Consider the following 22,542-nt stretch of genomic DNA (forward strand, 5'->3'; position numbering starts at 1 on the left):
AAGCGCTTAAGTAGCGAATCCTTGTACCAGCAATATTTGACAAAAGATACACATATGAAGATTATCGACACCGCTATTACAGACGTTAAAATCATTGAACCACAAGTCTTTGGTGACGAGCGTGGCTTTTTTATGGAAACCTTCCGAACCACTACGTTTAACGAACAATGTGCAGAGCGTGATTTTGTGCAAGAAAACCACAGTAAATCCAGCCAAGGTATTTTGCGCGGTTTACACTACCAAACCGAAAACACTCAAGGTAAGTTGGTTCGAGTCGTAAAAGGCGAAGTGTTTGACGTAGCTGTTGACATGCGAAAAGACTCACCAACGTTTGGTCAGTGGGTAGCGTCTACCTTTCTGAGCAAAACAAAAAACAGCTTTGGGTGCCAGAAGGATTTGCCCATGGGTTTTACGTCACTTCAGAAGAAGCCGAGTTCGTTTACAAATGCACGGATTTTTACAATCCGAATGCTGAAGTATCTATTAAATGGGATGACCCTTCACTGGACATTAAGTGGCCACTGGTTGACAACCTGCCACCCAGCCTATCAGCCAAAGACGAGACAGGCCTCAAATTTACAGAAGCACCAGCCTTTTAAAGCTTGACTGGACGCTGTGCTACTGCAACATCAAGAATAAAACCCATGTGACAATTGAGATAACATCTAAGGAACAGAATGCATTTATATATCTCTGCGGTCTCGCATGGTCACGAACGATTAATTCGTAAGTTTCAAACGCTAAAACGATTGGCTAACCACCCCGACATCACGGTTCTTTGCCGCGACAATCAGAATAGCCAAGCACTCAAAAAACACTGTGAGTGCAGCGGTATTCTTTACTTCCCAAATCAAACAAGGGCAGGGTTTGCTACCAATAACAATCTTAATTTTTGGGAAGCTAAAAAGCTGGGGATGCGCGACGATGACTATTTCGTTCTTCTTAATTGCGACGTACACATCAACACTCTTGCTTTACAGCAACTCATCATCTCGCTGGAAAAAAGCAAGCCATTAATAGCGGCTCCCAACTTATTCTTGGATCACGAGCACACCATCTATGATGACAATCTACGTAGATACCCATCAATACTGACGTTCACAAAAAACTATTTATTCAACGATCGAAGTAGCGTCATAGATAAAAGTAAACCAAGTCAACTACCTGAGCGCTACTGGGCTAGCGGGGCATTTTTGGCGTTTACTTCACTGGTGTACCAACAATTAGATGGAATGAACGAACGGTTTTTCCTGTACTGTGAAGACATCGACATTTGCAGAAGAGCAAGTAAACAAGGCATTCCCGTGACCTTTCTGAGTAATGTCAACGCCTCTCACCATCGCAGGAGAAGTAGCCAACGCTTTCTTTCACGAGCGTTCTTTTGGCATGTGAAAAGTGTGTTTATCTACTCATTAAGTTCAAAACGTTTGCTATCGGTAAAAGGACTAAAAAGGCACTTGCCTCAATGAAGCACGCTAGATTAAACCAACTATGTGATTGGGCAGTGATTGTTTTCTACTTCCCCGACGAAGATGCTATCAAGCATGCACTTTGGCTACAAAAACAATACCAGCAAAGCAATGGTCAACTTGTTGTTGTCGACAACACACCATACAACATCAAAGAATTGGACACACAACAGCATTTAGCACAGTTCAAGCACTATATTGCCAACAATGATAACTTAGGTATTGCCAAAGCACTTAACGATGGTATTGATTACGCCCTCAATCACGGTGCAGATTGGTGCTTTTTATTTGATCAGGATTCGAGGCCGGATGGCGAGTTTTTTCGACATATGCGAGCCGCTCGCGACCACCTAACGCGATGTAAGAAACAGTTCGCAAAACCAGTAGCGGCTATCGCTCCTGTTTACTATGACACTAACTTGCAACGCTGTGGGCGCATAGTTCAAATACAAGGATCGCAGCTTTCTCGTCTGAGAGCTCCGCAACATATGGAGTGGGCCAGCTATACGATTACATCGGGCAGTTACCTATGCTTGGCTCATTATCACGACATAGGTGCTCATGACGAGTCGCTGTTTATTGATTTTGTCGATATCGACTGGGGACTGAGAGCCAACGCAAAGGGCTATCAAATTCATGTTATTCCCGCAGCCAAACTGACACACAGTTTGGGAATACAACCTGTATCCGTATTTGGCGTGAACATGGTGAACCATTCTGCGACTCGTCACTACTACTATTTTCGCAACCTCATTCATATGTTGAAGCGCTCCTATGTGCCTCGAGTTTGGAAGCGAACAGAGCTATTAAAATTGGTGCCCAGATTTATCGTGTACTCTCTGTTTACTAACAACAAACGCCACCACATGACTGCAATGCTGCAAGGGACTTGGCACGGCCTTAAAAACAAAGTAGGAAAACGAGATTAGCAAAAAAGCTAACCGAAATACCATTCAAGGACATTTATGAGAGTATTAATTACGGGTCAAGGCGGCCAACTGGCTTGGGAACTGGAGCAGACGGCACCAAGTCATATTGATTGGGTTGCATTCGACGCTCAACAGCTAGACATCACTAACACCGCTCGTGTATACGAGGTTCTGGTGCAAGAATCACCTGACCTAGTTATTAACGCCGCCGCCTACACCGCGGTAGACAATGCTGAAAGCGACAGCAGCATTGCCTATGCCGTCAACGAAAAAGGCAGCGAAAACCTAGCATTAGCTTGTAAAGAGATCAACGCAAAACTGATCCATGTTTCTACCGACTTTGTGTTTGATGGCAAGCAAACCACGCCTTACTCTGTGGATGCCACCCCAAGCCCAATCAACGTTTATGGCGCATCCAAATTAATGGGTGACATGAAAATTGCCGACATTCTTGGTGGAAACGCCACCATTATTCGCACCGCATGGGTATACTCTGCGCACGGCAATAACTTTGTCAAAACCATGCTTCGCCTAATGGCGGAAAAACCAGAGTTGGGCGTTATTTACGACCAAGTGGGTACACCAACTTGGGCCAAAGGTTTAGCACAACTTATATGGGCACTAACAGCGAAAGCTGACAGCTTTAAGCCTGAAGCTGACAGCACAATCTTACACTGGACTGATGCTGGCGTGGCATCTTGGTACGATTTTGCAACAGCTATTCAAGAGCTAGCCATAGAAAAAGGGATGCTCGATAAGTCCATCCCCGTGCGCCCTATCCCTGCTAGCGCTTACCCTCTGCCTGCAAAACGCCCGAGTTTCAGCGTAATCGATAAGGCGAGCACAGAGGCGCACAGCGGAGTACAAACTCAACACTGGCGCAAACAACTATCAGCGATGATGGATGAGCTGAAAGCTAGGGGCGAGAAGCGAGAGGCTAACAGCTAACAGCTAACAGCTAACAGCTAACAGCTAACAGCTAACAGCTAACAGCTAACAGCTAACATTTTATACAAAAACAACGTTTACAAAGAGCTTAATCATGGAAAACTCCAACACACCTCGCAAAGGCATTGTACTTGCTGGAGGCTCAGGCACTCGTCTTTACCCTTTGACGAAAGGCGTGAGTAAGCAGCTAATGTCAGTATATGACAAGCCTATGATCTATTATCCGATTTCAAGCTTAATGTTAGCGGGTATCAAAGAGATCCTCATCATCTCTACGCCAGAAGAGTTACCGCGCTTTCAAAATTTACTTGGCGACGGCTCTGATTGGGGTATTCGTTTTGATTATAAGGAACAACCCACCCCAGACGGCTTAGCCCAAGCTTTCATCCTCGCAGAAGAGTTTTTAGATGGCGCGCCAGCGGCTCTCGTATTAGGTGACAATCTTTTCTACGGTCACGACCTTGCTAAGTCACTAATTAATGCCAATGGCCAAAAACAAGGCGCAACCGTGTTTGGTTACCACGTTGCCAATCCGACTTCCTATGGTGTAGTGGAATTTGATCACAACGGTACTGCCATATCTATTGAAGAGAAGCCGAAGCAACCTAAGTCAAACTACGCAGTACCGGGACTTTACTTTTTTGATAATAACGTGGTTGAGTATGCCAAAAGCGTAAAACCCTCTGCACGAGGTGAGCTTGAAATTACCGACGTCATCGACCAATACCTGAGCCAACAAAACTTAAAAGTGGAGATTATGGGGCGCGGCACGGCTTGGCTTGACACAGGAACCCTTGATGACCTGCTAGACGCTGCTGTTTTCATTAGAGCAATAGAAAAGCGCCAGGGTTTAAAAATATGTTGCCCCGAAGAAATTGCCTACAGAAAAGGCTATATCAATGATGCACAACTTCGTGATATTGCCACTCCTCTGGTTAAGTCAGGCTATGGTACATACTTACTAAACCTTCTAGAAAACAAAGTGTTTTAGTTTACAACTTAGACGCAAATTCTGGTTCGGCTTAAAACCAGATAAAGAATTAAAAATCACACAAGAGTAAAACAATGATCTTGCCCGTAATAATGTCAGGTGGCAATGGCTCTCGCTTGTGGCCATTATCTCGAAAAGCGCACCCAAAACAGTTCCTTCCTTTGGTAGGTGAGCAGACCATGCTGCAAGAGACCATTCTTCGCCTAGAAGGACTGGATTGCCAGCAGCCGACGGTAATTTGTAACGAGGGACATAGATTCATCGTTGCAGAGCAACTTGCCGAAATCGACAAACTAGGCGGTGAAATCATACTTGAACCTCAAGGCCGTAACACCGCTCCGGCAATTGCCCTTGCTGCCTTTGATGCCGTCCAAAAGCAGCAAGACCCGTATTTATTAGTTCTGGCCGCTGACCATGTCATTCGCAATGTAGATGTCTTTCAAGCCGCAGTGTCAAAAGCGCTAATTTGTGCTAAACAAGGCACATCGTCACTTTTGGTATCGTCCCAGATAAGCCAGAAACTGGCTACGGTTATATCAATTCCGGCAACCCTATCAATGACTCCGATTGCTTTCATGTCAGAGAATTTGTAGAAAAGCCAGATCTCGAGACCGCAAAAGAGTACCTCTCTTCAGGGCAATACTTCTGGAACAGTGGTATGTTCCTTGTAAAGGCAAGCGTCTACCTCTCCGAACTAGAAAAACACAATCCAGATATATTTGTCGCTTGTCAGCGCGCGATTGAAGGTTCAATTAAAGAAATTGACTTTACCCGACTAGACAACGATGCATTTCTTACTAGCCCAGACGACTCGATTGATTATGCCATCATGGAACAGACGACTTTAGCCGCTATGGTCAAGCTTGATGCGGGCTGGAGTGATGTCGGCTCTTGGTCATCCATTTGGGAGGCCTCACCTAAAGATGATGCAAACAACAGCATCCGTGGTGATGTAAAAACAATTGATGTCTCGGGTTCTCTTATCGATGCAAGAGACAAAATGGTTGCGGCTATTGGTGTAGAAAACATAGTCATCGTGGAAACAAGTGACGCAGTTGTGGTCGCAGATCAATCCCGCGTTCAAGACATAAAGACAATCGTTGAGCAACTCAATGCAGCGCAGCGCAGCGAAGCCACCGAGCACAAAACCATCTATCGCCCATGGGGAAAAATAGACTTGCTACAAAAAGGCTACCGCTACCAGTCGAAGCAAGTGACCATTAAACCCAACAGCCGACTATCACTACAAAAACATTACCACAGAGCCGAGCATTGGGTTGTTGTATCCGGTACCGCGAAGGTAACCTGTAATGGTCAAGAATCAATAGTGACCGAAAATCAATCGACCTACATTCCCGTTGGTGCTGAGCACTCTATTGCGAACCCAGGCCATATCCCCTTAGTGATGATCGAGGTTCAAACGGGTAGCTACATAGGTCAGGATGACATCGAACGACTCGAAGACATATACGGATTTGAAAAAGACAAATATTAGCTAATCAGGAACTTATATGACCAATTACTCTTCGAGCAGATTTTAATTTTGTAATTTATTGGAAACCCAATACATGACTTTCAATTCATCAACCAGTCTAAGCCAAAGCAATGTCGCCTTTGGCACGAGCGGCGCACGTGGTTTAGTCACTGACTTTACGCCTGAGGTATGTGCCGCATTTACCCATGCTTTTATCTCAGTGATGCAGCAAAGTTTCGCGTTTGATACGTTGGCTATTGCCATTGACAACCGCCCAAGCAGCGTCGCCATGGCACAAGCCTGCGCGGCGGCAGCTAAGCAGGCCAATGTCGCTATCGTCTACTATGGGGTTATACCAACGCCAGCGCTTGCATATACCGCGATGCAACAAAATATTCCATCAATTATGGTCACAGGAAGCCATATTCCCTTTGATCGCAATGGTCTTAAGTTTTATCGACCGGATGGCGAGATTGAAAAACAGGATGAGCAAGCCATTCTCAACGCACCTGTAGACTTTACTCTGCCTTCAACTCTCTCAGAACTGATTGCTGATAATACGGCTGCTGAACACTACATCCAACGCTACACCTCAATATATAGCTGTGACGCATTGAAGGGAAAACGAATTGGTATTTACGAGCATTCGAGCGCAGGACGTGACCTTTACCCTGACATATTCACAGCACTTGGTGCAGAAGTCGTCAGCCTAGAGCGAACCGATACGTTCGTCCCTATAGATACTGAGGCAGTAAGCAAGGAAGACCAGCAAAAAGCAAAAACGTGGTCGAAGGACTATGGCTTTGACGCTATATTCTCTACCGATGGAGACGGCGATAGACCTCTCGTTGCTGACGAGGAGGGGAACTGGCTACGCGGAGACATTCTCGGACTGTTGTGCTCCCGCGCACTCAATGTTGAGGCTCTTGCCATCCCAGTGAGCTGCAACACAGCTGTAGAACTCAGCCGGTTCTTTTCACATACAGAACGAACCAGAATTGGCTCACCTTACGTGATTGCCGAGTTCGCAAACCTTGCATCAAAATATCAACGTATAGCCGGATTTGAAGCCAATGGCGGTTTCCTTTTAGGTAGCGATATTGAGATCAACAACCAATCACTCAAGGCACTACCTACGCGTGATGCAGTATTGCCATTTATTGCTGTTTTAGTCGCTGCAGAGCAGTCCGGAATTAAAGCTCTGGTTGACGCATTACCAAAACGTTTTACCGCTAGTGACCGCATCCAGAACTTTGCGACTGACAGAAGCCGAACGATTCTTACGCAAGGCACGCTACAACCTCAGCGACTTATCGAAAACCTAGGGTTTGATAACCTTCACCTCGAGGCATTAAACACCACCGATGGTCTGCGAATGGTGTTCAATAACGGCGATATTATTCACCTTCGACCATCTGGCAATGCACCAGAGTTACGCTGCTACGCGGAGGCTGCTGAGGACAGTATCGCTTCGAACTATGTTGCCCAAGCTCTCGAGCAAGTGCAAAAAATAAACGGATAAAACACACTAGAACCAATGGCTAGGCGCTACAGTCATTTACTGTGGCGCCTAGCCGCATCGAGAGAAGAGCATGAAGCAAGTCATTTTTTATGGTATTGAAAACAAAAGTCACCTAGATGCACTGGATTCTTTTTTGCAATCGCAGAAGCACATCGCACACCAAGGTATCATCAATGAAACTTCCGATTCTCGCGCATCGAGTGGGTGGAACACCGTTATCTACACAGGTGAGTTAGAAGAGCTAGAACGACGAGAGGGCTGTCTATATATCTGCTTTTACAGCGCTCCTGAGTTGGCAGTAAGCCATGACACCTCTCAGCAAGACTGGTATCAGAGGCATGAACAGCGCCTAAGCTGGGCGATGGAGCGCTTAGAGACCACCATACTAGTCGAAGAATATCGCACTTTTCAAAACCTAACTGCGCTCTGTGCTCTGTTGAGCGAGCAGTATGACGTCGCATTGTCTTTACCACAGTTACCATCACTTAAAGTTTCCATAAACGAGTTGGCATCACAAATGGGAGCGCTGGTTTTGTTACATGCTGATCTAAAAAGTCAAACACTGTTTGAGCAGCTCGAAAGTGCTGCCGAGTTACTCGGAGAGGACTTTAACCCAAGCATTGCCCACAGGTTAGCTACTTATCAAAAGAAAATCAGTGAACACGAGCGCGAAGCAAAGCTAGCTCTTAACACAGAGCAGGCCAACTTAGCCAAAATAACCTCTGAGTTCAAAGAGAAAACTACTCAACTTGAAACTGCCAACTTCGAGCTAAGATCAGAAAATGAACTAGCGTTGCAGCAAATTCACCAACTACAAGAAGAGCTTGAGCAAGCGCATCTATCAGCGACCCAAACTGAGCAAGCATTAAAAGATGAACTCGATAACGTCACCATTGAATCCGACAAGACAAATGCTCAATTAGTCACGAAAAACCTTGAGCTCGCCTCAGAAAACGAACTAGCATTGCTGCAAATTCACCAACTTCAAGAAGAACTAGAGCAAACGTACTTGGCGGCAAAACAGTCTGAGCAATCATTAGAATCCGAGCGAACCAAAAGTCAAGATTGGGCTTCACAAAGCGAGATTGCAGCAAAGCAGCTACTCCAGCTACAAAACGAAATAGACCAACTTCAAAAGTCAATGGATAGTAAAGAAAACATGCTTAGTCAAAACAAACAGCAGCTTATGGATAAATTGTCTGAAGAACAATCCAAAGTAGAACTACTCAACAACAAACTCACACAACAAACAACAATCACGACCGAACTACAAGCTGAAAACGAACTGGCCTTGCTTCAGATCCATCAATTGCAAGAAGAACTCGAGCATTACTACTTGAAGTATCAACAGCAAGCGAGTTGGACACCTTTAGAGGCTTGCGTTTCTAACGACAGTAGTCACTTACGAACAACGTTGCAATTGTTATCCTAGTGTACTTAGTCGTCAGCCAATAAAATGAAGCAACTTGTTATACTCGACCCTGGGTTAAAAGAGCTGAGCGGGCACCACCCAGCAAGTATCGAGGCGATTGTAAATGCACTCGACGTATCTCTCGATGCGTTAAACCACCCACGGATAAGTGTCTATTGTCACAAGGAGATTTCAACCTCATACGTAGAGCAAAAACGGCAACAAGGAGTCGAAGTTAACGCGCACTTTAGTACTGAGTACTATCAGTATTTTTATCAGTCTCCGACCCGACAGCAACTTATACACTACACACTCAACTTAGCCAGTGAGTATTACCAAGCAATATTAAAAGCTGTAGAAAATAAGGATGCTGGCTCTACGGTAATATGGTGCCACACTCTTGGTTGGCAGCACGCACAAGCGTTATACCTAGCCTTGTCAAATGCACACCAAACAGTGTCCACTTCGAAGTTGAGGCCATACCGGGTAATAGTAGGCTTGATGTACCACCCCTTGAGTCGGTTACCTAAACTTGAGCCTGAAGTCATTACACGTAAGATGCATCATGAGCTAGCATTGAAGCGACTTTCATCTTTGAGCTCAGTACAGCTATTGGCGGCAGACTTCGAAATACAAGACTACTATCAGCGCTTGTTAAAACGTCCTATTGATATACAGCCGTGCTTGCTATTAGGACAAGAGAGCAAGCTGCAACGACAATGCTGGCAGCACAGTAAAAATCAAGTACTACTGTTTACGGGTGACGCGAAGCCCGATAAAGGGTTTACGCAACTACCTGACTTAATTCGTAGTGTGGTACCAAACTGCCCTGAGCAACAGTTTATCGTGCAGTACACACTCACTAACCAGTCGAGCTCGCTAGCCAGTATCGAGAGTCAGCTTAAACAGCTTAGCAATACCTATAGCAACCTCACATTAGTGGATAGGTTTCTTGAACACCAAGAGTTGATGACGCTATTTCAAACCAGTGAAACCATAGTGCTCAATTATGACTCCGAGACATACCAATACCAGAGCTCTGGCGTCTTGTGGCTGGCGGCATTTTTTGACCTTAAGGTAATAACCCTAACCAAGAACTGGCTAGAAAGAGAAGCGAAACGACTGATAAGCGAGGTCACATATTGCGAAAAAAAAACTGAAATCGTGACATCAATTACAAAAAAGTTGTCACTCTATAAAAACGAAAAAAAATTTGGCAATACAGGGCATTACAAGAAGTTTCTTTTCGCCCCACTCAATTCTTGGTTACACAGTCAATTTGATTGAACATTAATCACGCAACAACATCTTTATTTTTGAACCGAGATCGAATAACTTATTCCACTCGGTGCTTATTGAGATTAGCCGTATACAGGGAGCAGTATGAGCGCACAGTCAAACCTTACAACGCCAACATTTTTACAACCAATGACCAACTTAGTTGTATTAGGCGCAGGTGATGGAACTGAACGAGAATCTTTACTTAAGCACGAGGCTGAGCAGTTTTACTTGTATGAAGGGCACTCAAGTGCCTACCAAGCTCTATGTGAAACAATGCCTTCTAGCCAGAACATAAAAGTCATCAATCGAGTGGTTGCCGCGGTAGAAGGAATGACGGATTTTCATCCCCATAAGCCGACACAATTTTCAGGCATCAACACAAAATGGGTGACGCAAGCGTTCAAAAACGCAGTATGTGAAGGCACACAGCAAGTTCCCGCTCTCTCTTTAGCGAACGTCATTGAGCAGCACCCGTCCTTAAAGAATGCTAACAGTGTAAATGGCTTGATCTTAGATTTAAATGGGATTGAATGTGATGTAATCAATGGCACGTCCAGAGAAGTTCTTGACCATTTTAGTTACATTGAACTAAGAACAGTTAAAGCAAATCAAGACACCTCAGAACCCATAAGCCAAGCTTGTGCGCTCGCCTCACTGACAAGCCTCGGATTTGAGCTAATTGATATTAAAACATCCGGTCTGATCACTACATTAATGTTGACTCGCCAACTGGAACAAACGGAGCCATCGACGCCATTAATGGAATCGATTAGTGAGGCAAGACTAAAACCGCTCCAGGCGGAATTTGATGAATACCAGCAAACCGTCTCGGAAGAATTTAGCGCACTACATGAAGAGCTAGACAAACTTATTGAAGAGAAACAAGAGCTAGTCTCTATTATCTCGTCTCTAGAGTCTCGCATCTCTGAGCTCACTGAGAACAAAACATCATTAGAGACCGAGAACCAAAATCTAGCGACGAGACTCTCAAACAAAGAGTCTGAACTTTCAAGCAAGTCAAAACAACTGGAAGAGTTGCAAAAAACTTCTCAAACCAAAGAAAGTGACCTAGTCTCTAGTATCTCATCACTAGAGTCTCGCATCTCTGAGCTCACCAAGAGCAAAACATCATTAGAGACCGAGAACCAAAATCTAGCGAATAGACTCTCAAACAAAGAATCTGAGCTTTCGAACAAATCAAAACAACTAGAAGTGTTACAGAAAACCGCTCAAGATAAAGAAAGCGACTTAGTCTCTAATATCTCGACTTTAGAATCTCGTGTCTCTGAGCTCACCAAGAGCAAAACATCATTAGAGACCGAGAACCAAAATCTAGCAACTAGACTCTCAAACAAAGAGTCTGAACTTTCAAACAAATCAGAACAACTAGAAGTATTACAAAGAACTTCTCAAACCAAAGAAAGTGATCTAGTCTCTAGTATCTCGACTTTAGAATCTCGCATCTCTGAGCTCGCCGAGAGCAAAGCATCATTAGAGACCGAAAACCAAAATCTAGCAACGAGACTTTCAAATAAAGAGTCTGAACTTTCAAGTAAGTCAAAACAACTGGAAGAGCTACAACAAGCTTCTAAAGCTAAAGAAAGCAACCAAGCATCTAGAATCTCATCGCTAGAAAATGAGAACATTGAACTCACTCGCTCCACTCGTTTGAATCAGAAAATGCTTGCTAAATCTCAGGTAGATTTGGACGATTTACGTGAAAAGTATACCGCCAAATTACAATCAGAAACGGAGTTAGTTGAACTGATTAAAGAGCTGCGTGAAAAGCTAACAATCGCATCGCAATATTACTATCAACTACAGCAAGAGCACCCAGAACTGCTCGCTTATTCTGGCTCAGCTAAAGGCGAGTAAACATGACTAGCTTTAACAGTTTCAAAAAACAGTTGGATGACGCGCTGGAGTTGCTCGAAAGCTCAGAACAAATAAAACAGCTAAATTTACCTCAAGTCACAGGCGCTCTAATGGTGGATACCGAATCACTATTAGATAGGTGCGATCAAGTATGTAAAAAGCATGAACAAGAAAAGCCGACTATACGGGTTATTCATCACCTTGCTTGTAGTGGTGGAACGCTGGTATCTAAGTGTATTTCAGCTATGCCAAACGTTTACTTGTTAAGCGAAATTCATCCTTTCACAGAACTTGGAATGGATTTAGATAATCCAAGCTACAGGCCAACAGATCTGATTTCGCTTTCAAAGTTTTCAGGTATTCCAAATCATCGGCGATTAGCAGAAAAACTGTTTATAGATGCGTTAAAGCCATCTATAAACACGTAACAGATATGGGTGGTATTCTCGTATTACGTGATCACACTCATGCTGACTACTGTGTGTCCGGTGATATCCCAGACAAGAGCGAGCTTGAGTCACTGCTAGAGAAGGACTTTAAGGTTAAGTCTATTCTTACAATTCGAAATCCAATAGACTCATATACTTCATTAATTAAAAATGGCTGGGTGCATTTTGCCCCTCAAACATTTGATGAATATTGTCGTCGTATATTATTGTTGGTCAAAAATTTCAACGATGACCAAATATTTAGCTATGAAGATTTTATAAAACGCCCTAGCATAGAAATGCAAGCTTTATGTAAATCATTGGCAATACCTTTTGAAGAGTCTTTTGATGATATGTTTGGTATTTTTCGAGTTACAGGTGATAGTGGAAGAAGTTCTGATATCATTGGTGATCGTAGTAGAGTGATAGACGATAATAAAGTTTTAGAATACAAGACATCAGATAATTACAAACTATTAATAGATGAATTTAAAAACAAACTAGATTGGTTAGATTAAGAGTCCATTATGTTATACAAAAAGTTTCAACTAATTAAAAATGAAATAGATACAGGTAATTATTCACTAGCCTGTAAGTTGTTAGCCGAGATCGAGTTTGACGAAAAGTCTAATGCAAGTAAAGCTTTGCACGCCGCACTTTTAGAAAAGCTACCTCACTCTGACAACAATGCTTCGTATGCTAAATTGGAACAGGCTACATATTCGCACCTTTCTGATTTTGACTCTCAAAATATCAAGCCTGGAATTAGTATTGTTTCATGCTGTATGAACCGCAATGAAAATCTACTTAAGGCGCTGAAGACTTGGGTTAAATTGCCAGTTGATGAAATTGTGATTGTTGATTGGTCTTCAAAACATCCAGTTTGTGACACTATTAAAGAAATAAATGATGCTCGAATTAAAATATTGCGCGTTGAAGATGAAAGTAAATGGGTGCTTACTTATGGGTTTAACGTTGGCCTTCGTTTCGCCTCTTACTCTAAAGTATTCAAGTTTGATGCTGACATCGAAGTAAGTGAGGACTTTCTTGAAAGAAATAGTATCAACTCTCAGCAGTTTGTACGTGGCTATTGGAAGTCTGCACTAGATCAAGGCCTAGACTCTCAAGTCTTTGTAAATGGCTCTTTTGGTGCCTATAAACAGCACCTTAAAGATATAGGTTATTACAACGAACTTATCCGAACGTACGGATGGGATGATTCTGACCTTTATGAGCGATTAGCCTCGAATTGCGGCTTAAGTACCACTTACTTGGACTTTAAATCAATACTTCACATGGAGCAGAAAGCAGGTGACCGTACAGCCCATCAAGATGTAATTATCGATAACTATCTAGGAGTAGTTCCTACTACAGAGTTCAACAATCAAAGAAATAAATTCATTGGCAGAACGACTGAATACTGGAATATTAATCGATTGCAAAACTATGATATTATCAAACTAGATAACAATAATTGGGCATTAAAGAGAACAACTCAAGAAATTAACATTCCAAATTATTTAATAGCGGATGCTAACTCATATGCTGCTATGCATTTTTTATGGCATCGAGAACCTCAGTTAATTTCAAAGTCTAGCTTATATAAAGAACTTGCTCAATTCATCTTCCGTGAATATGAGTCAGGTGTTCATTTTGATATAACAAAAGAACTGTTAGGTGAGCTAGATAACAATCACATGGTAATAGAGTTTAATAGCAAAAACTCTTCCTTTAGAGATTTCTTGAATGAATGTATCAATATTGCCAAATCAAAGAGAATGCGTCTTTACGCTTTAGTACATGGTGATAGCTTTCTGCACAAACGTTTAGGTGATTTGAATGGATTTGTAGAAGTAATTACTCTTACTGAAACCTTAGCGAGTGCTATTTCAGAAGTTAGAACAAAAAACGGTCTCGAACCAATTTCGATCGATAATATGCCACTTTCTAAAGAGACAGTTGAAAAAACATTAGAATCTCTTTTCAATCCAAAAGTGTACATAGACGCACAACATGGCTTAGGTAATCGTATTCGAGCTATTGGCTCAGCGGCTGCGATTGCAAATAAAACTGGACGTGAACTAGTAATTGTTTGGCAATCAGATCATCACTGTGAGTGTGAATTTGATGACTTATTCGACTATCAAGGAAAGGTAATTAAGGAGTCTTTTCTTAATGAAGCTTCTCTGAGCATGGATGTATACAATTATATGGAGATTGAAGCTGGATCTTGTAAAGATAAGCTTATAGAAATTAACGACTCCAGTCATTTGTATCTGAGAGCGGCCTATACATTTAACTCTCCTTATTCACACTGGGACACAGAAAATGAATTTATTCGTAGCCTAATCCCAACTAAAGAAATACAGGATCTAGTAGAAGATTTTAATTTAAGTAATTGCATTGCTGCGCACATTCGTATGGAAGCAGGTGCTGGATTAGATCATAACACTTATGACTCCGTAGAAAACTGGACTCAAGAGGGACATGACCAATTGCACTTCTGGAGAGAGAAAAGTCATTACTCGCACTTTATCAAGCGAATAGATGAAATTCTAAATAGTAATAGTAATGTCAAATTATTCTTGGCAACAGACCTTCCAGAAACTTACTCAGTTTTTGAAGATTATTATGGTGAAAGGCTAGTTTACCTTAAGCGTGAACTATACGATCGTTCAAAAGAACAAATTAAGTATGCCTTGGCTGATGCAATTTTGCTTAGTAGGGCTAGTAAGTTACTAGGTAGTACTTGGAGTTCCTTTAGCGAATTAGCTATGCGAATGTCAACTACCTATAGAGAAATAGAAATGAGCGGTAGAGATTTTTAAAGATGAACGATAAGAAAATTGGAATTGTTGGTACTCACGGTAGAGTTGATGACTGTTGTTTTTATGATACAGAGGTTCTATTATCCAAAGTTGGCCAAAACACTGGTAATCTACTATTCCAATATGCAGTAACAAAAGCGATTGATGAAGATAAAGTTATAATTGGCACAGATATCCCTTGGGATGTCGAGCTAGTAAAAAAAACCTGCCGACTAATCGTTATTCCTTCAGCAAACTTCATCCGAGAAAATTTTGACTTCTCAGGGTTTGTTGATTTTTTGGACAACACTGGATTGCCTCTTGTTTTCCTTGGGTTGGGTGCACAGGCGAAAGATTATGATCAAACTACATTTAATTTTCATCCAAGCATCGAGAAGCTCATTCGACTAGTAAAAGAACGTTGCGTCGTAGCGGGATTGCGAGGCGAATTTACTAAGAAGCTACTTGAACGATATGGCGTTACAAATACTGAAGTAATAGGGTGTCCAACCAACTTTATTAACAGAAATGAGAACTTTATTTCGAACCTAGAGAGGAAGTGGGATCGAGAGATTCTATCATTTGTTGCAACAGGAGACGAACCTTGGCCTAGCGATCTATCTAAGAGAGACGCTGAAAGACAAATGATTGATTGGATTGACTCTGGTGCAGGTATCTATTTGCAGCAATCAGTTGCACCTTTTATAAAGTATGCTCGCCAGAATAACCCTAACCAACAAGAAAGCGTACCTGAGCACCATGAAGAAAGTTTAAGAATGGCGATCGCACCTAACATGTCGACGAAGGAGTTTAGAGCCTTTGTTGCAACTAAGATGCGCCTATACTATTCAGTAGACCAGTGGTTAGAGGACTCCGCACGCTTTGACTTTTCTATTGGACTGAGACTTCACGGAAATATGGCTGCTTGGCAAAGTGGCACACCTGCGATATGGATATACCATGACTCAAGGACGCGAGAACTAGCAGAAACCATGGCCTTACCACACATTAGTCACAATGATTTCCTAAATGTGAACTCTCTTGCTGAACTCCGCCACAACATCAAGTTTGATTTCTCCGATTATAGCGCCAGACGCCATCAACTACTTGATAGATATAAAAATATCCTTCAAGGTGCTGGAATATCTCATGTATTTAATTGATGCCTCTAGTATTTATACTCCAGGCTCAGGATTAATAGACGGGGATTCCATCCCCGTCTTCCTAAAGTCAGATGGAAATATTTCTAGGTTGGCATTCAACCTGGTTGAACCTTCAACTGTAGATGAATCAAGCTTTCTGACCTTTTCTCTGTCTACTACAACTTCGAAATTGATCACTGCCGATATTCTAAAGGGGGATTTCGGTTACCCTGAAATATCATTACAAAATTCTTTAGGTCAAGTTGTTCGATTCAGAAGAGGCAATATGAAAGACTTCATCCTAGGCTTGTCTGATGACAGGTGCTTTGAAGTAAGCCTTCCATGTAGCTCTTTTCTTCATCACACTGACCTTAAGAGTAACATAGATGCTTCTACAAACTTCTTTGCAAGTCCAATAACAAAAGTTTCCTTTGATTTTTTGTCTAACCCAAAAGGAGATATTGAACTTACCATCACTAAGCCTAGATTTACAGTGGCCAGAAAAAAGGCGGTTTGTGCAACAAAACTTCTCGATATTTTTCGTATAAATAATGCCGCTTTTCTACCTCCGGTTATCACAGAATTTGGAGTGTTTAACTTATCAGTAAGTCCCAACAACCTATGCTCCCAGCTATACAAAGAGGGTATTTCACTTTCCTATGAGGTTTCTCAGGACGGAAGAATATTCTCATCTCGTACCGTCCCTTTAAATAACAGTGTTATTATAAGCTTTAATATACCTAAATTTGGCGCAGCACAGTTGTCTCTTCGATTGATTCATAGCGATGTTGTCGTCGCTGAGTCACATAATAGCTATGTAAAGACTTTGCCTGCCGGCAGGGCTTGCTACTCTTTAGGTATTTCTGACGCGACCAACTTCCACGGCACGCATATGTTAGGTAGCAAAGTCCATCGACTTATCGTCAGTTTAAACTCCATTGTGAAAGAAAATGGCACCTATCGTTTTTCTGGTGATAACAATCCATTCTACAATATCAATGCTATTAATAACGCTACTATCTATATAGCTTTTAAAGGGATGCCCAAATGGCTCAGCCGAAGTTCAAATTCAGACTACGGCCGCTATGCCCCAGTTTGCTATGATGAATATTCTAAGCTCATAAGTTGGATTGCAAGCCAGCTTCAAGAAGGAAACAGATATTGTATTGAAAGCTGGAATGAAGCAAACGTCATTTATGAATGGAATGACACTTTAGACTCTTTACGAAAGCTCCACTCTGCAACATATACTGGGATAAAATCAATTAATCCTTGTATAAAAGTCTTGTCACCATCCAGTACAAGCTGGGATTTTGGGTACTTCAAAAAACTTGATGATGTTGGCATTCTGGATAACTCGGATGGTTTATCTTTACATGGTTACACATATTCACCTGAGCAAAGCCATAAGTTATTTACAATGCTTGAAGAGTTTGTTAGCCGCAAGTCAAAGATCCATAAAGAATTTAAAGCTCATATTACAGAGATTGGGTTTCGCACCCCAGCCTTTAGCATTCTAGAGCAATCGGAGTATTTATCTTTATTTACTCTACACTCACACTTCTCGAAGTATGTACAATGTATCAACTGGTTTCGTTATCAGAATTTAAGACTAGAGTCTGAACTCTTTTACGACCAAAATAACAGTTCTGGTTATGCTATGATAGGCCATCAAAACTTGTATGCCAGACCAAGTTACGCAGCTTTTCGATGGTTAAATACATTACTGTTTTCAACAGAGCCTTACTCTGTTGAAAATAATGGCGCTTCGATTTTATTTTCAGGCAAATATAAGAAATCAGAAAAGATTATAGCATCCTTTTGTAGACATAAAAGACACAAACAACTAACAGAAAATGCAAATATAGTTCATAATAAGCCTCTATGCATTTATGATGCCTACGGGAATGAATTAGACTTTAATCAAATTACAGACCACAGACTGATTTATTTAATCAGTACAACTTAACAATAGGTAGCACAATGAAAAAGGCACTCATCACTGGAATTACTGGTCAGGATGGTTCATATTTAGCTGAGTTTCTTTTAGAAAAAGGTTACGAAGTTCATGGTATTAAACGCCGCGCCTCTTCTTTCAATACTGAACGAGTGGATCACATCTATCAAGACCCACACGTAGATAACCCCAATTTTGTACTTCACTATGGTGACCTTACAGATACGTCCAATCTAACACGTATCTTAAAAGAAGTTCAGCCGGATGAAGTATACAATTTGGGTGCACAATCTCACGTTGCAGTATCATTTGAGGCTCCGGAGTACACAGCTGACGTAGATGCAATGGGAACGCTTCGTCTTCTAGAGGCAATCCGTTTCTTGGGCTTAGAAAAGAAAACGCGTTTCTACCAAGCATCAACTTCTGAGCTATATGGCTTAGTTCAGGAAATTCCGCAAAAAGAGACAACCCCATTCCACCCACGTTCTCCCTACGCTGTGGCGAAAATGTATGCTTACTGGATCACTGTAAACTACCGTGAAGCTTACGGTATGTATGCGTGTAATGGCATTCTATTCAACCACGAGTCACCTCGCCGTGGTGAAACCTTCGTAACTCGTAAGATCACGCGTGCAATCGCCAATATAGCCCAAGGTTTAGAGCCATGTTTATACCTTGGCAACATGGACGCACTTCGCGACTGGGGTCACGCTAAAGATTACGTTCGCATGCAGTGGATGATGCTACAGCAAGACCAGGCAGAAGATTTTGTTATTGCAACTGGAAAACAGATCTCAGTACGTGAATTTGTTCGCTTATCAGCAAAAGAAGCAGGCATTACGTTAGAGTTCTCTGGCGAAGGTGTTGAAGAGATTGCCACTGTTGTGGCTATTGAGGGTAACAATGCTCCAGGCGTTACGGTTGGTGACATCATTGTTAAAGTAGACCCTCGTTACTTCCGTCCAGCAGAAGTTGAGACTCTGTTAGGTGACCCAACGAAAGCAAAAGAAAAGCTTGGCTGGGTACCGGAGATTACGGTTGAAGAAATGTGTTCAGAAATGGTGGCTTACGACTTAAACAAAGCCAAACAACATGCTCTGCTAAAAGAACATGGCTTTGATGTATCGGTAGCCAAAGAAAACACACCAAATATTAAAATGAACTAAAGGCTGGATATTGGAGGCTAAATGCTAATATTTAGCCTCTAACATCCGAGAAAAAACAATGAAAAAAGTATTCGTAGCAGGCCATCGTGGGATGGTGGGCTCGGCGATTGTTCGTCAGTTAGAAAAACGTGATGATGTTCAAGTCATTACTAAAACACGTTCCGAGTTAGACCTAACAAATCAGCAAGCAGTCGCTGATTTTTTTGCCTCTGAAGGCATTGAACAGGTCTACCTAGCCGCTGCTAAAGTGGGAGGGATTCATGCAAACAATACCTACCCCGCAGAGTTTATCTATGAAAACCTGATGATTGAGAGCAACATCATCAACTCGGCTTACCAGAATGGCGTAAAAAAGCTGCTGTTCTTAGGGTCTTCTTGCATTTATCCAAAGCTAGCAGAGCAACCAATGCAAGAAACCGCATTGCTTACCGGCACATTGGAGGAAACCAATGAACCGTATGCCGTTGCTAAGATTGCTGGCATCAAGCTATGTGAATCTTACAACCGCCAATATGGTGTTGACTACCGCAGCGTGATGCCAACCAATTTATATGGTCCACACGATAACTTTCATCCCGAAAACTCGCATGTGATCCCTGCTCTGCTTCGTCGTTTTCACGAGGCAACATTACGCGGCGATTCTGAGGTCATCGCTTGGGGTAGTGGTACGCCAATGAGAGAGTTTTTGCACGTTGATGATATGGCAGCCGCCTCTATTCACGTAATGGAATTAGACAAAGCAATTTACGACGAAAATACAGAGCCTATGCTTAGCCACATAAATGTCGGTACAGGCGTAGATTGTACGATTCGTGAACTGGTTGAAACTGTGGCTAAGGTCACTGGGTTTAAAGGTAAAATTGTTTGGGATACGACTAAACCAGATGGCGCCCCCGCAAGTTAATGAACGTAGACCGCTTAGCTGCCCTAGGATGGAAATACAGTTTCACCTTAGAAGAAGGTCTAAAAGACGCATACCAATGGTTCTTGGACAATCAAGATAACTTCCGTGGCTAAAGCGAAAACTTCTTGAACCACAGAGTGTGATTTACTTTCTCTTTCGATCTGTGGTTCATTTCTAGCTTCTAGCTTCTAGCTTCTAGCTTCTAGCTTCTAAAAGGCTCCACTATGTATCTAGACAAAGAAACATTCACCACTGTCATCGAGTCGACACCACTCGTATCCATTGACTTACTCATTGAAAACTCTAAAGGTCAAGTTTTGCTTGGGCTTAGAAATAATCGACCAGCTCAAGGCTTTTGGTTTGTTCCTGGTGGTCGTATTTTAAAGAATGAGAAACTAGATGACGCTTTTATGCGTTTATGCCAAGAAGAGTTGGCATAACACTCACTCGAGAACAAGCGGAACACTTGGGACCATACGAGCACTTTTACAATGATTTTGTCTTTGGTGAAGAGGTTTCTACTCACTATGTCGTGCTGGGCTATCGAATTGTTCTCGACATCGTTGTTGACGACCTACCGAAGAAACAACATGGACAATACCAATGGTTCACAAAAGAACAAATGCGCGAAGACGCCAGTGTCCATGAACACAGTAAGTGGTATATTTAATTCCAACTTGCTCACACGTTAAAGGAATACAAATCCGTGTTTAAGAAAAAAAAGCAACCACAAACACACACACCTAGCTTGCTAGACTATCAATTTCATATTGATGCAGTTACACCCAAGCTTATCTCTGGCTGGGCGGTAAATAAACTAACTGATCAAACAGCCTCTATTGAGGTACGTGCCAATGAGCAGGTAATTTGGCAAACTCAAGCATCGCAGCCGCGTGCTGACTTAGCACAGGCCGAACTGGGCGATTGTGCCTTCACGATAAAGCCGGATACCAAAGCGCTAACCTCAGATATTGAGACCGTCGATTTATTTATTGATGGTTTTAAAGCCAATGAAACGCCTTTCCCTCTTGCCATGAAAGCATTGCTTCCAGAGCATTACATTTGCCATGTCGATGTCATCAAGGACACTATGATTAATGGTTGGTGTAAACACAAACACATTGATGAGCACCGCGTTACTATTGAGCTTAAAGTAGATGAGACTACTGTTGCTAGCACAATCGCAGAACAATTCCGCTCAGATTTACAAGACGCCAATATTGGTGACGCACAATATGGTTTTCAGCTCACTGTTGACCTGGCCTTATTGCCATCCGAGACGGTCACTGCCGAGATCTACCTAGACGGTAAACCAGGCAATATTGAACCGCTTAAACTAAGCTTTGACTCTGCTGAATTTGAGAGAGCCAAGTTTATGCAACAGTTTGGCAGCCAAATGGAGAGCTTTCAGCAGCAACTTAGTAATGAGCAACAGCGTATCGCGGCGCAAATTGCCGAAGTTGGGGAAGCTCATCAATCGACCTCTCTCAATCTAGTCACTAATGTTGCTATCGCAAATATTGCCGAGATTTCTACACGCCTAAATATCCTGGAGCGTGTGGTTGCTGAGCATCTACAGAAAGATCGTTAATAGTTGCATTTGTATGCGTATAGAGGAAGCGGCATTGAATCAAACACCAAACACTAGCTCTGCAAGAGGCTTTATTGACAATTTTGATGCAGGCTCGATAAGGGGCTGGATCTTTAATGAACAGGTTCATAGTGAGGCAAATGAGTTTTATGTTGCTTTGCAAGGCGACATCATTGCCAAAGGCATTGCCAATGAGTTTAGAAAAGATCTAGAGCAAGCCGGGTTCGGCGATGGTAAATGCAGTTTCTCTTTGTCCCTTTCGCTTCCTCTGTCATCTCTCGTAGCAAGACTCTAACCTTACTCGATCACCAAAAGCGCCCTATACCCGAGGCGCAACTGAGTATCAGAGCTCCCGAGCATACGATAGAACTGTCTTTGGTATCTGTTGCACCACAACAGTTAACGTTTACTTATTATTCAGACACCGACATCAATAGCCATCTGGTTTTGCACGCCAACGCTTCTCCTATTTATTCGAAACAAATCGGTATAAAAGCAGGGGTCGGGACGTTAGTGGTGCCAATATCCAGAGATGAGTTAATAGGTAGAGAAAATGACTTTCAACTTGCATTAAGTGGTTGGCCATGTTTTTTGTGGCAGCGGAGACTTTTTCTTGCCAGATTGTACTCGGACCGTGCATTAAGCGC

The 22,542-nt window shown here is 42.4% G+C and carries 19 protein-coding genes and 2 pseudogenes; all 21 read left to right on the forward strand.

All coding sequences use genetic code 11. From position 1 onward, the window contains the following. Window positions 1-21: 21 nt before the first annotated feature. The 21 genes and pseudogenes from rfbC (at window position 22) to TZ48_RS24345 (ending at window position 22,190) form a co-directional block, all read left to right on the forward strand. A complete protein-coding gene (gene rfbC / locus TZ48_RS04840; RefSeq protein ID WP_476723313.1) occupies window positions 22-606 on the forward strand; it encodes a dTDP-4-dehydrorhamnose 3,5-epimerase in 585 nt (194 codons plus the stop codon). Between the two features lie 71 nt (window positions 607-677). After that, window positions 678-1,469, forward strand: a complete 792-nt coding sequence (locus TZ48_RS04845; protein WP_112478434.1) for a glycosyltransferase family protein — start codon at window positions 678-680, stop codon at window positions 1,467-1,469. Continuing rightward, window positions 1,466-2,398: a glycosyltransferase family 2 protein gene (locus TZ48_RS04850; RefSeq protein WP_112478435.1), complete on the forward strand. Its 933-nt coding sequence runs from the start codon at window positions 1,466-1,468 to the stop codon at window positions 2,396-2,398. Before TZ48_RS04845 ends, TZ48_RS04850 begins: the two co-directional genes overlap by 4 nt. A gap of 36 nt (window positions 2,399-2,434) precedes the next feature. Further along, entirely contained in the window at window positions 2,435-3,346 is a 912-nt protein-coding gene (gene rfbD / locus TZ48_RS04855) for a dTDP-4-dehydrorhamnose reductase (RefSeq protein WP_112478436.1), read from the forward strand. 94 nt (window positions 3,347-3,440) lie between these two features. After that, window positions 3,441-4,337 carry a glucose-1-phosphate thymidylyltransferase RfbA gene (gene rfbA, locus TZ48_RS04860; protein ID WP_112478437.1) on the forward strand — a complete coding sequence of 299 codons (897 nt, stop codon included), beginning with the start codon at window positions 3,441-3,443 and terminating at the stop codon, window positions 4,335-4,337. A 74-nt stretch (window positions 4,338-4,411) separates the two neighbouring features. Next, window positions 4,412-5,832, forward strand: a pseudogene (locus TZ48_RS04865) (mannose-1-phosphate guanylyltransferase/mannose-6-phosphate isomerase). 73 nt (window positions 5,833-5,905) lie between these two features. Then, the gene (locus TZ48_RS04870) at window positions 5,906-7,333 is read left to right on the forward strand and encodes a phosphomannomutase (RefSeq protein ID WP_112478438.1); all 1,428 of its coding nucleotides are present in this window, start codon (window positions 5,906-5,908) and stop codon (window positions 7,331-7,333) included. A 70-nt stretch (window positions 7,334-7,403) separates the two neighbouring features. Next, complete coding sequence (locus TZ48_RS04875) at window positions 7,404-8,765, forward strand: coiled-coil domain-containing protein (RefSeq protein WP_112478439.1); 1,362 nt, start codon at window positions 7,404-7,406, stop codon at window positions 8,763-8,765. 24 nt (window positions 8,766-8,789) lie between these two features. Then, on the forward strand, window positions 8,790-10,031 hold the full coding sequence (locus TZ48_RS04880; RefSeq protein ID WP_112478440.1) for a hypothetical protein: 1,242 nt from the start codon (window positions 8,790-8,792) through the stop codon (window positions 10,029-10,031). A gap of 96 nt (window positions 10,032-10,127) precedes the next feature. Beyond that, window positions 10,128-11,900 (forward strand): coiled-coil domain-containing protein, encoded by a 1,773-nt coding sequence (locus TZ48_RS04885; RefSeq protein ID WP_112478441.1) that lies wholly within the window; start codon window positions 10,128-10,130, stop codon window positions 11,898-11,900. A gap of 2 nt (window positions 11,901-11,902) precedes the next feature. Continuing rightward, the gene (locus tag TZ48_RS04890; protein WP_112478442.1) at window positions 11,903-12,328 is read left to right on the forward strand and encodes a hypothetical protein; all 426 of its coding nucleotides are present in this window, start codon (window positions 11,903-11,905) and stop codon (window positions 12,326-12,328) included. Window positions 12,329-12,333: 5 nt separating this feature from the next. Continuing rightward, on the forward strand, window positions 12,334-12,846 hold the full coding sequence (locus TZ48_RS04895; protein WP_112478443.1) for a sulfotransferase family protein: 513 nt from the start codon (window positions 12,334-12,336) through the stop codon (window positions 12,844-12,846). A 9-nt stretch (window positions 12,847-12,855) separates the two neighbouring features. Beyond that, window positions 12,856-15,156 (forward strand): glycosyltransferase, encoded by a 2,301-nt coding sequence (locus tag TZ48_RS04900; protein ID WP_112478444.1) that lies wholly within the window; start codon window positions 12,856-12,858, stop codon window positions 15,154-15,156. 2 nt (window positions 15,157-15,158) lie between these two features. Beyond that, window positions 15,159-16,298: a polysaccharide pyruvyl transferase family protein gene (locus tag TZ48_RS04905; RefSeq protein ID WP_112478445.1), complete on the forward strand. Its 1,140-nt coding sequence runs from the start codon at window positions 15,159-15,161 to the stop codon at window positions 16,296-16,298. Then, window positions 16,285-18,246 carry a hypothetical protein gene (locus TZ48_RS04910; protein ID WP_112478446.1) on the forward strand — a complete coding sequence of 654 codons (1,962 nt, stop codon included), beginning with the start codon at window positions 16,285-16,287 and terminating at the stop codon, window positions 18,244-18,246. Before TZ48_RS04905 ends, TZ48_RS04910 begins: the two co-directional genes overlap by 14 nt. A 14-nt stretch (window positions 18,247-18,260) precedes the next feature. Continuing rightward, window positions 18,261-19,400 carry a GDP-mannose 4,6-dehydratase gene (gene gmd, locus TZ48_RS04915; protein WP_112478447.1) on the forward strand — a complete coding sequence of 380 codons (1,140 nt, stop codon included), beginning with the start codon at window positions 18,261-18,263 and terminating at the stop codon, window positions 19,398-19,400. A gap of 58 nt (window positions 19,401-19,458) precedes the next feature. Further along, window positions 19,459-20,417: pseudogene (gene fcl / locus TZ48_RS04920) on the forward strand (GDP-L-fucose synthase). Between the two features lie 111 nt (window positions 20,418-20,528). Further along, window positions 20,529-20,744, forward strand: coding sequence for an NUDIX domain-containing protein (locus TZ48_RS26070; RefSeq protein ID WP_338062250.1), 216 nt, complete (start codon window positions 20,529-20,531; stop codon window positions 20,742-20,744). 26 nt (window positions 20,745-20,770) lie between these two features. Continuing rightward, window positions 20,771-20,974 carry an NUDIX hydrolase gene (locus tag TZ48_RS26075; protein ID WP_338062251.1) on the forward strand — a complete coding sequence of 68 codons (204 nt, stop codon included), beginning with the start codon at window positions 20,771-20,773 and terminating at the stop codon, window positions 20,972-20,974. A gap of 36 nt (window positions 20,975-21,010) precedes the next feature. After that, window positions 21,011-21,895 (forward strand): hypothetical protein, encoded by an 885-nt coding sequence (locus tag TZ48_RS04930; protein WP_112478448.1) that lies wholly within the window; start codon window positions 21,011-21,013, stop codon window positions 21,893-21,895. Window positions 21,896-21,929: 34 nt separating this feature from the next. Beyond that, window positions 21,930-22,190 carry a hypothetical protein gene (locus tag TZ48_RS24345; protein ID WP_162674496.1) on the forward strand — a complete coding sequence of 87 codons (261 nt, stop codon included), beginning with the start codon at window positions 21,930-21,932 and terminating at the stop codon, window positions 22,188-22,190. The last annotated feature ends 352 nt before the right edge of the window (window positions 22,191-22,542 follow it).

The sequence above is a fragment of the Vibrio variabilis genome, assembly GCF_003263785.1.
Taxonomy (GTDB): domain Bacteria; phylum Pseudomonadota; class Gammaproteobacteria; order Enterobacterales; family Vibrionaceae; genus Vibrio; species Vibrio variabilis.

Excerpts from the sequence above, each read along its gene's own strand:
- TZ48_RS04885 (WP_112478441.1), top strand. The coding sequence starts at position 10,128 with ATGAGCGCACAGTCAAACCTTACAACGCCAACATTTTTACAACCAATG.
- TZ48_RS04895 (WP_112478443.1), top strand. The coding sequence starts at position 12,334 with ATGGGTGGTATTCTCGTATTACGTGATCACACTCATGCTGACTACTGT.
- TZ48_RS04880 (WP_112478440.1), top strand. The coding sequence starts at position 8,790 with ATGAAGCAACTTGTTATACTCGACCCTGGGTTAAAAGAGCTGAGCGGG.
- TZ48_RS04875 (WP_112478439.1), top strand. The coding sequence starts at position 7,404 with ATGAAGCAAGTCATTTTTTATGGTATTGAAAACAAAAGTCACCTAGAT.
- TZ48_RS04870 (WP_112478438.1), top strand. The coding sequence starts at position 5,906 with ATGACTTTCAATTCATCAACCAGTCTAAGCCAAAGCAATGTCGCCTTT.
- TZ48_RS04845 (WP_112478434.1), top strand. The coding sequence starts at position 678 with ATGCATTTATATATCTCTGCGGTCTCGCATGGTCACGAACGATTAATT.
- rfbA (WP_112478437.1), top strand. The coding sequence starts at position 3,441 with ATGGAAAACTCCAACACACCTCGCAAAGGCATTGTACTTGCTGGAGGC.
- TZ48_RS04850 (WP_112478435.1), top strand. The coding sequence starts at position 1,466 with ATGAAGCACGCTAGATTAAACCAACTATGTGATTGGGCAGTGATTGTT.
- TZ48_RS04910 (WP_112478446.1), top strand. The coding sequence starts at position 16,285 with ATGTATTTAATTGATGCCTCTAGTATTTATACTCCAGGCTCAGGATTA.
- TZ48_RS04905 (WP_112478445.1), top strand. The coding sequence starts at position 15,159 with ATGAACGATAAGAAAATTGGAATTGTTGGTACTCACGGTAGAGTTGAT.
- TZ48_RS26070 (WP_338062250.1), top strand. The coding sequence starts at position 20,529 with ATGTATCTAGACAAAGAAACATTCACCACTGTCATCGAGTCGACACCA.
- rfbD (WP_112478436.1), top strand. The coding sequence starts at position 2,435 with ATGAGAGTATTAATTACGGGTCAAGGCGGCCAACTGGCTTGGGAACTG.
- TZ48_RS04900 (WP_112478444.1), top strand. The coding sequence starts at position 12,856 with ATGTTATACAAAAAGTTTCAACTAATTAAAAATGAAATAGATACAGGT.
- TZ48_RS04890 (WP_112478442.1), top strand. The coding sequence starts at position 11,903 with ATGACTAGCTTTAACAGTTTCAAAAAACAGTTGGATGACGCGCTGGAG.
- gmd (WP_112478447.1), top strand. The coding sequence starts at position 18,261 with ATGAAAAAGGCACTCATCACTGGAATTACTGGTCAGGATGGTTCATAT.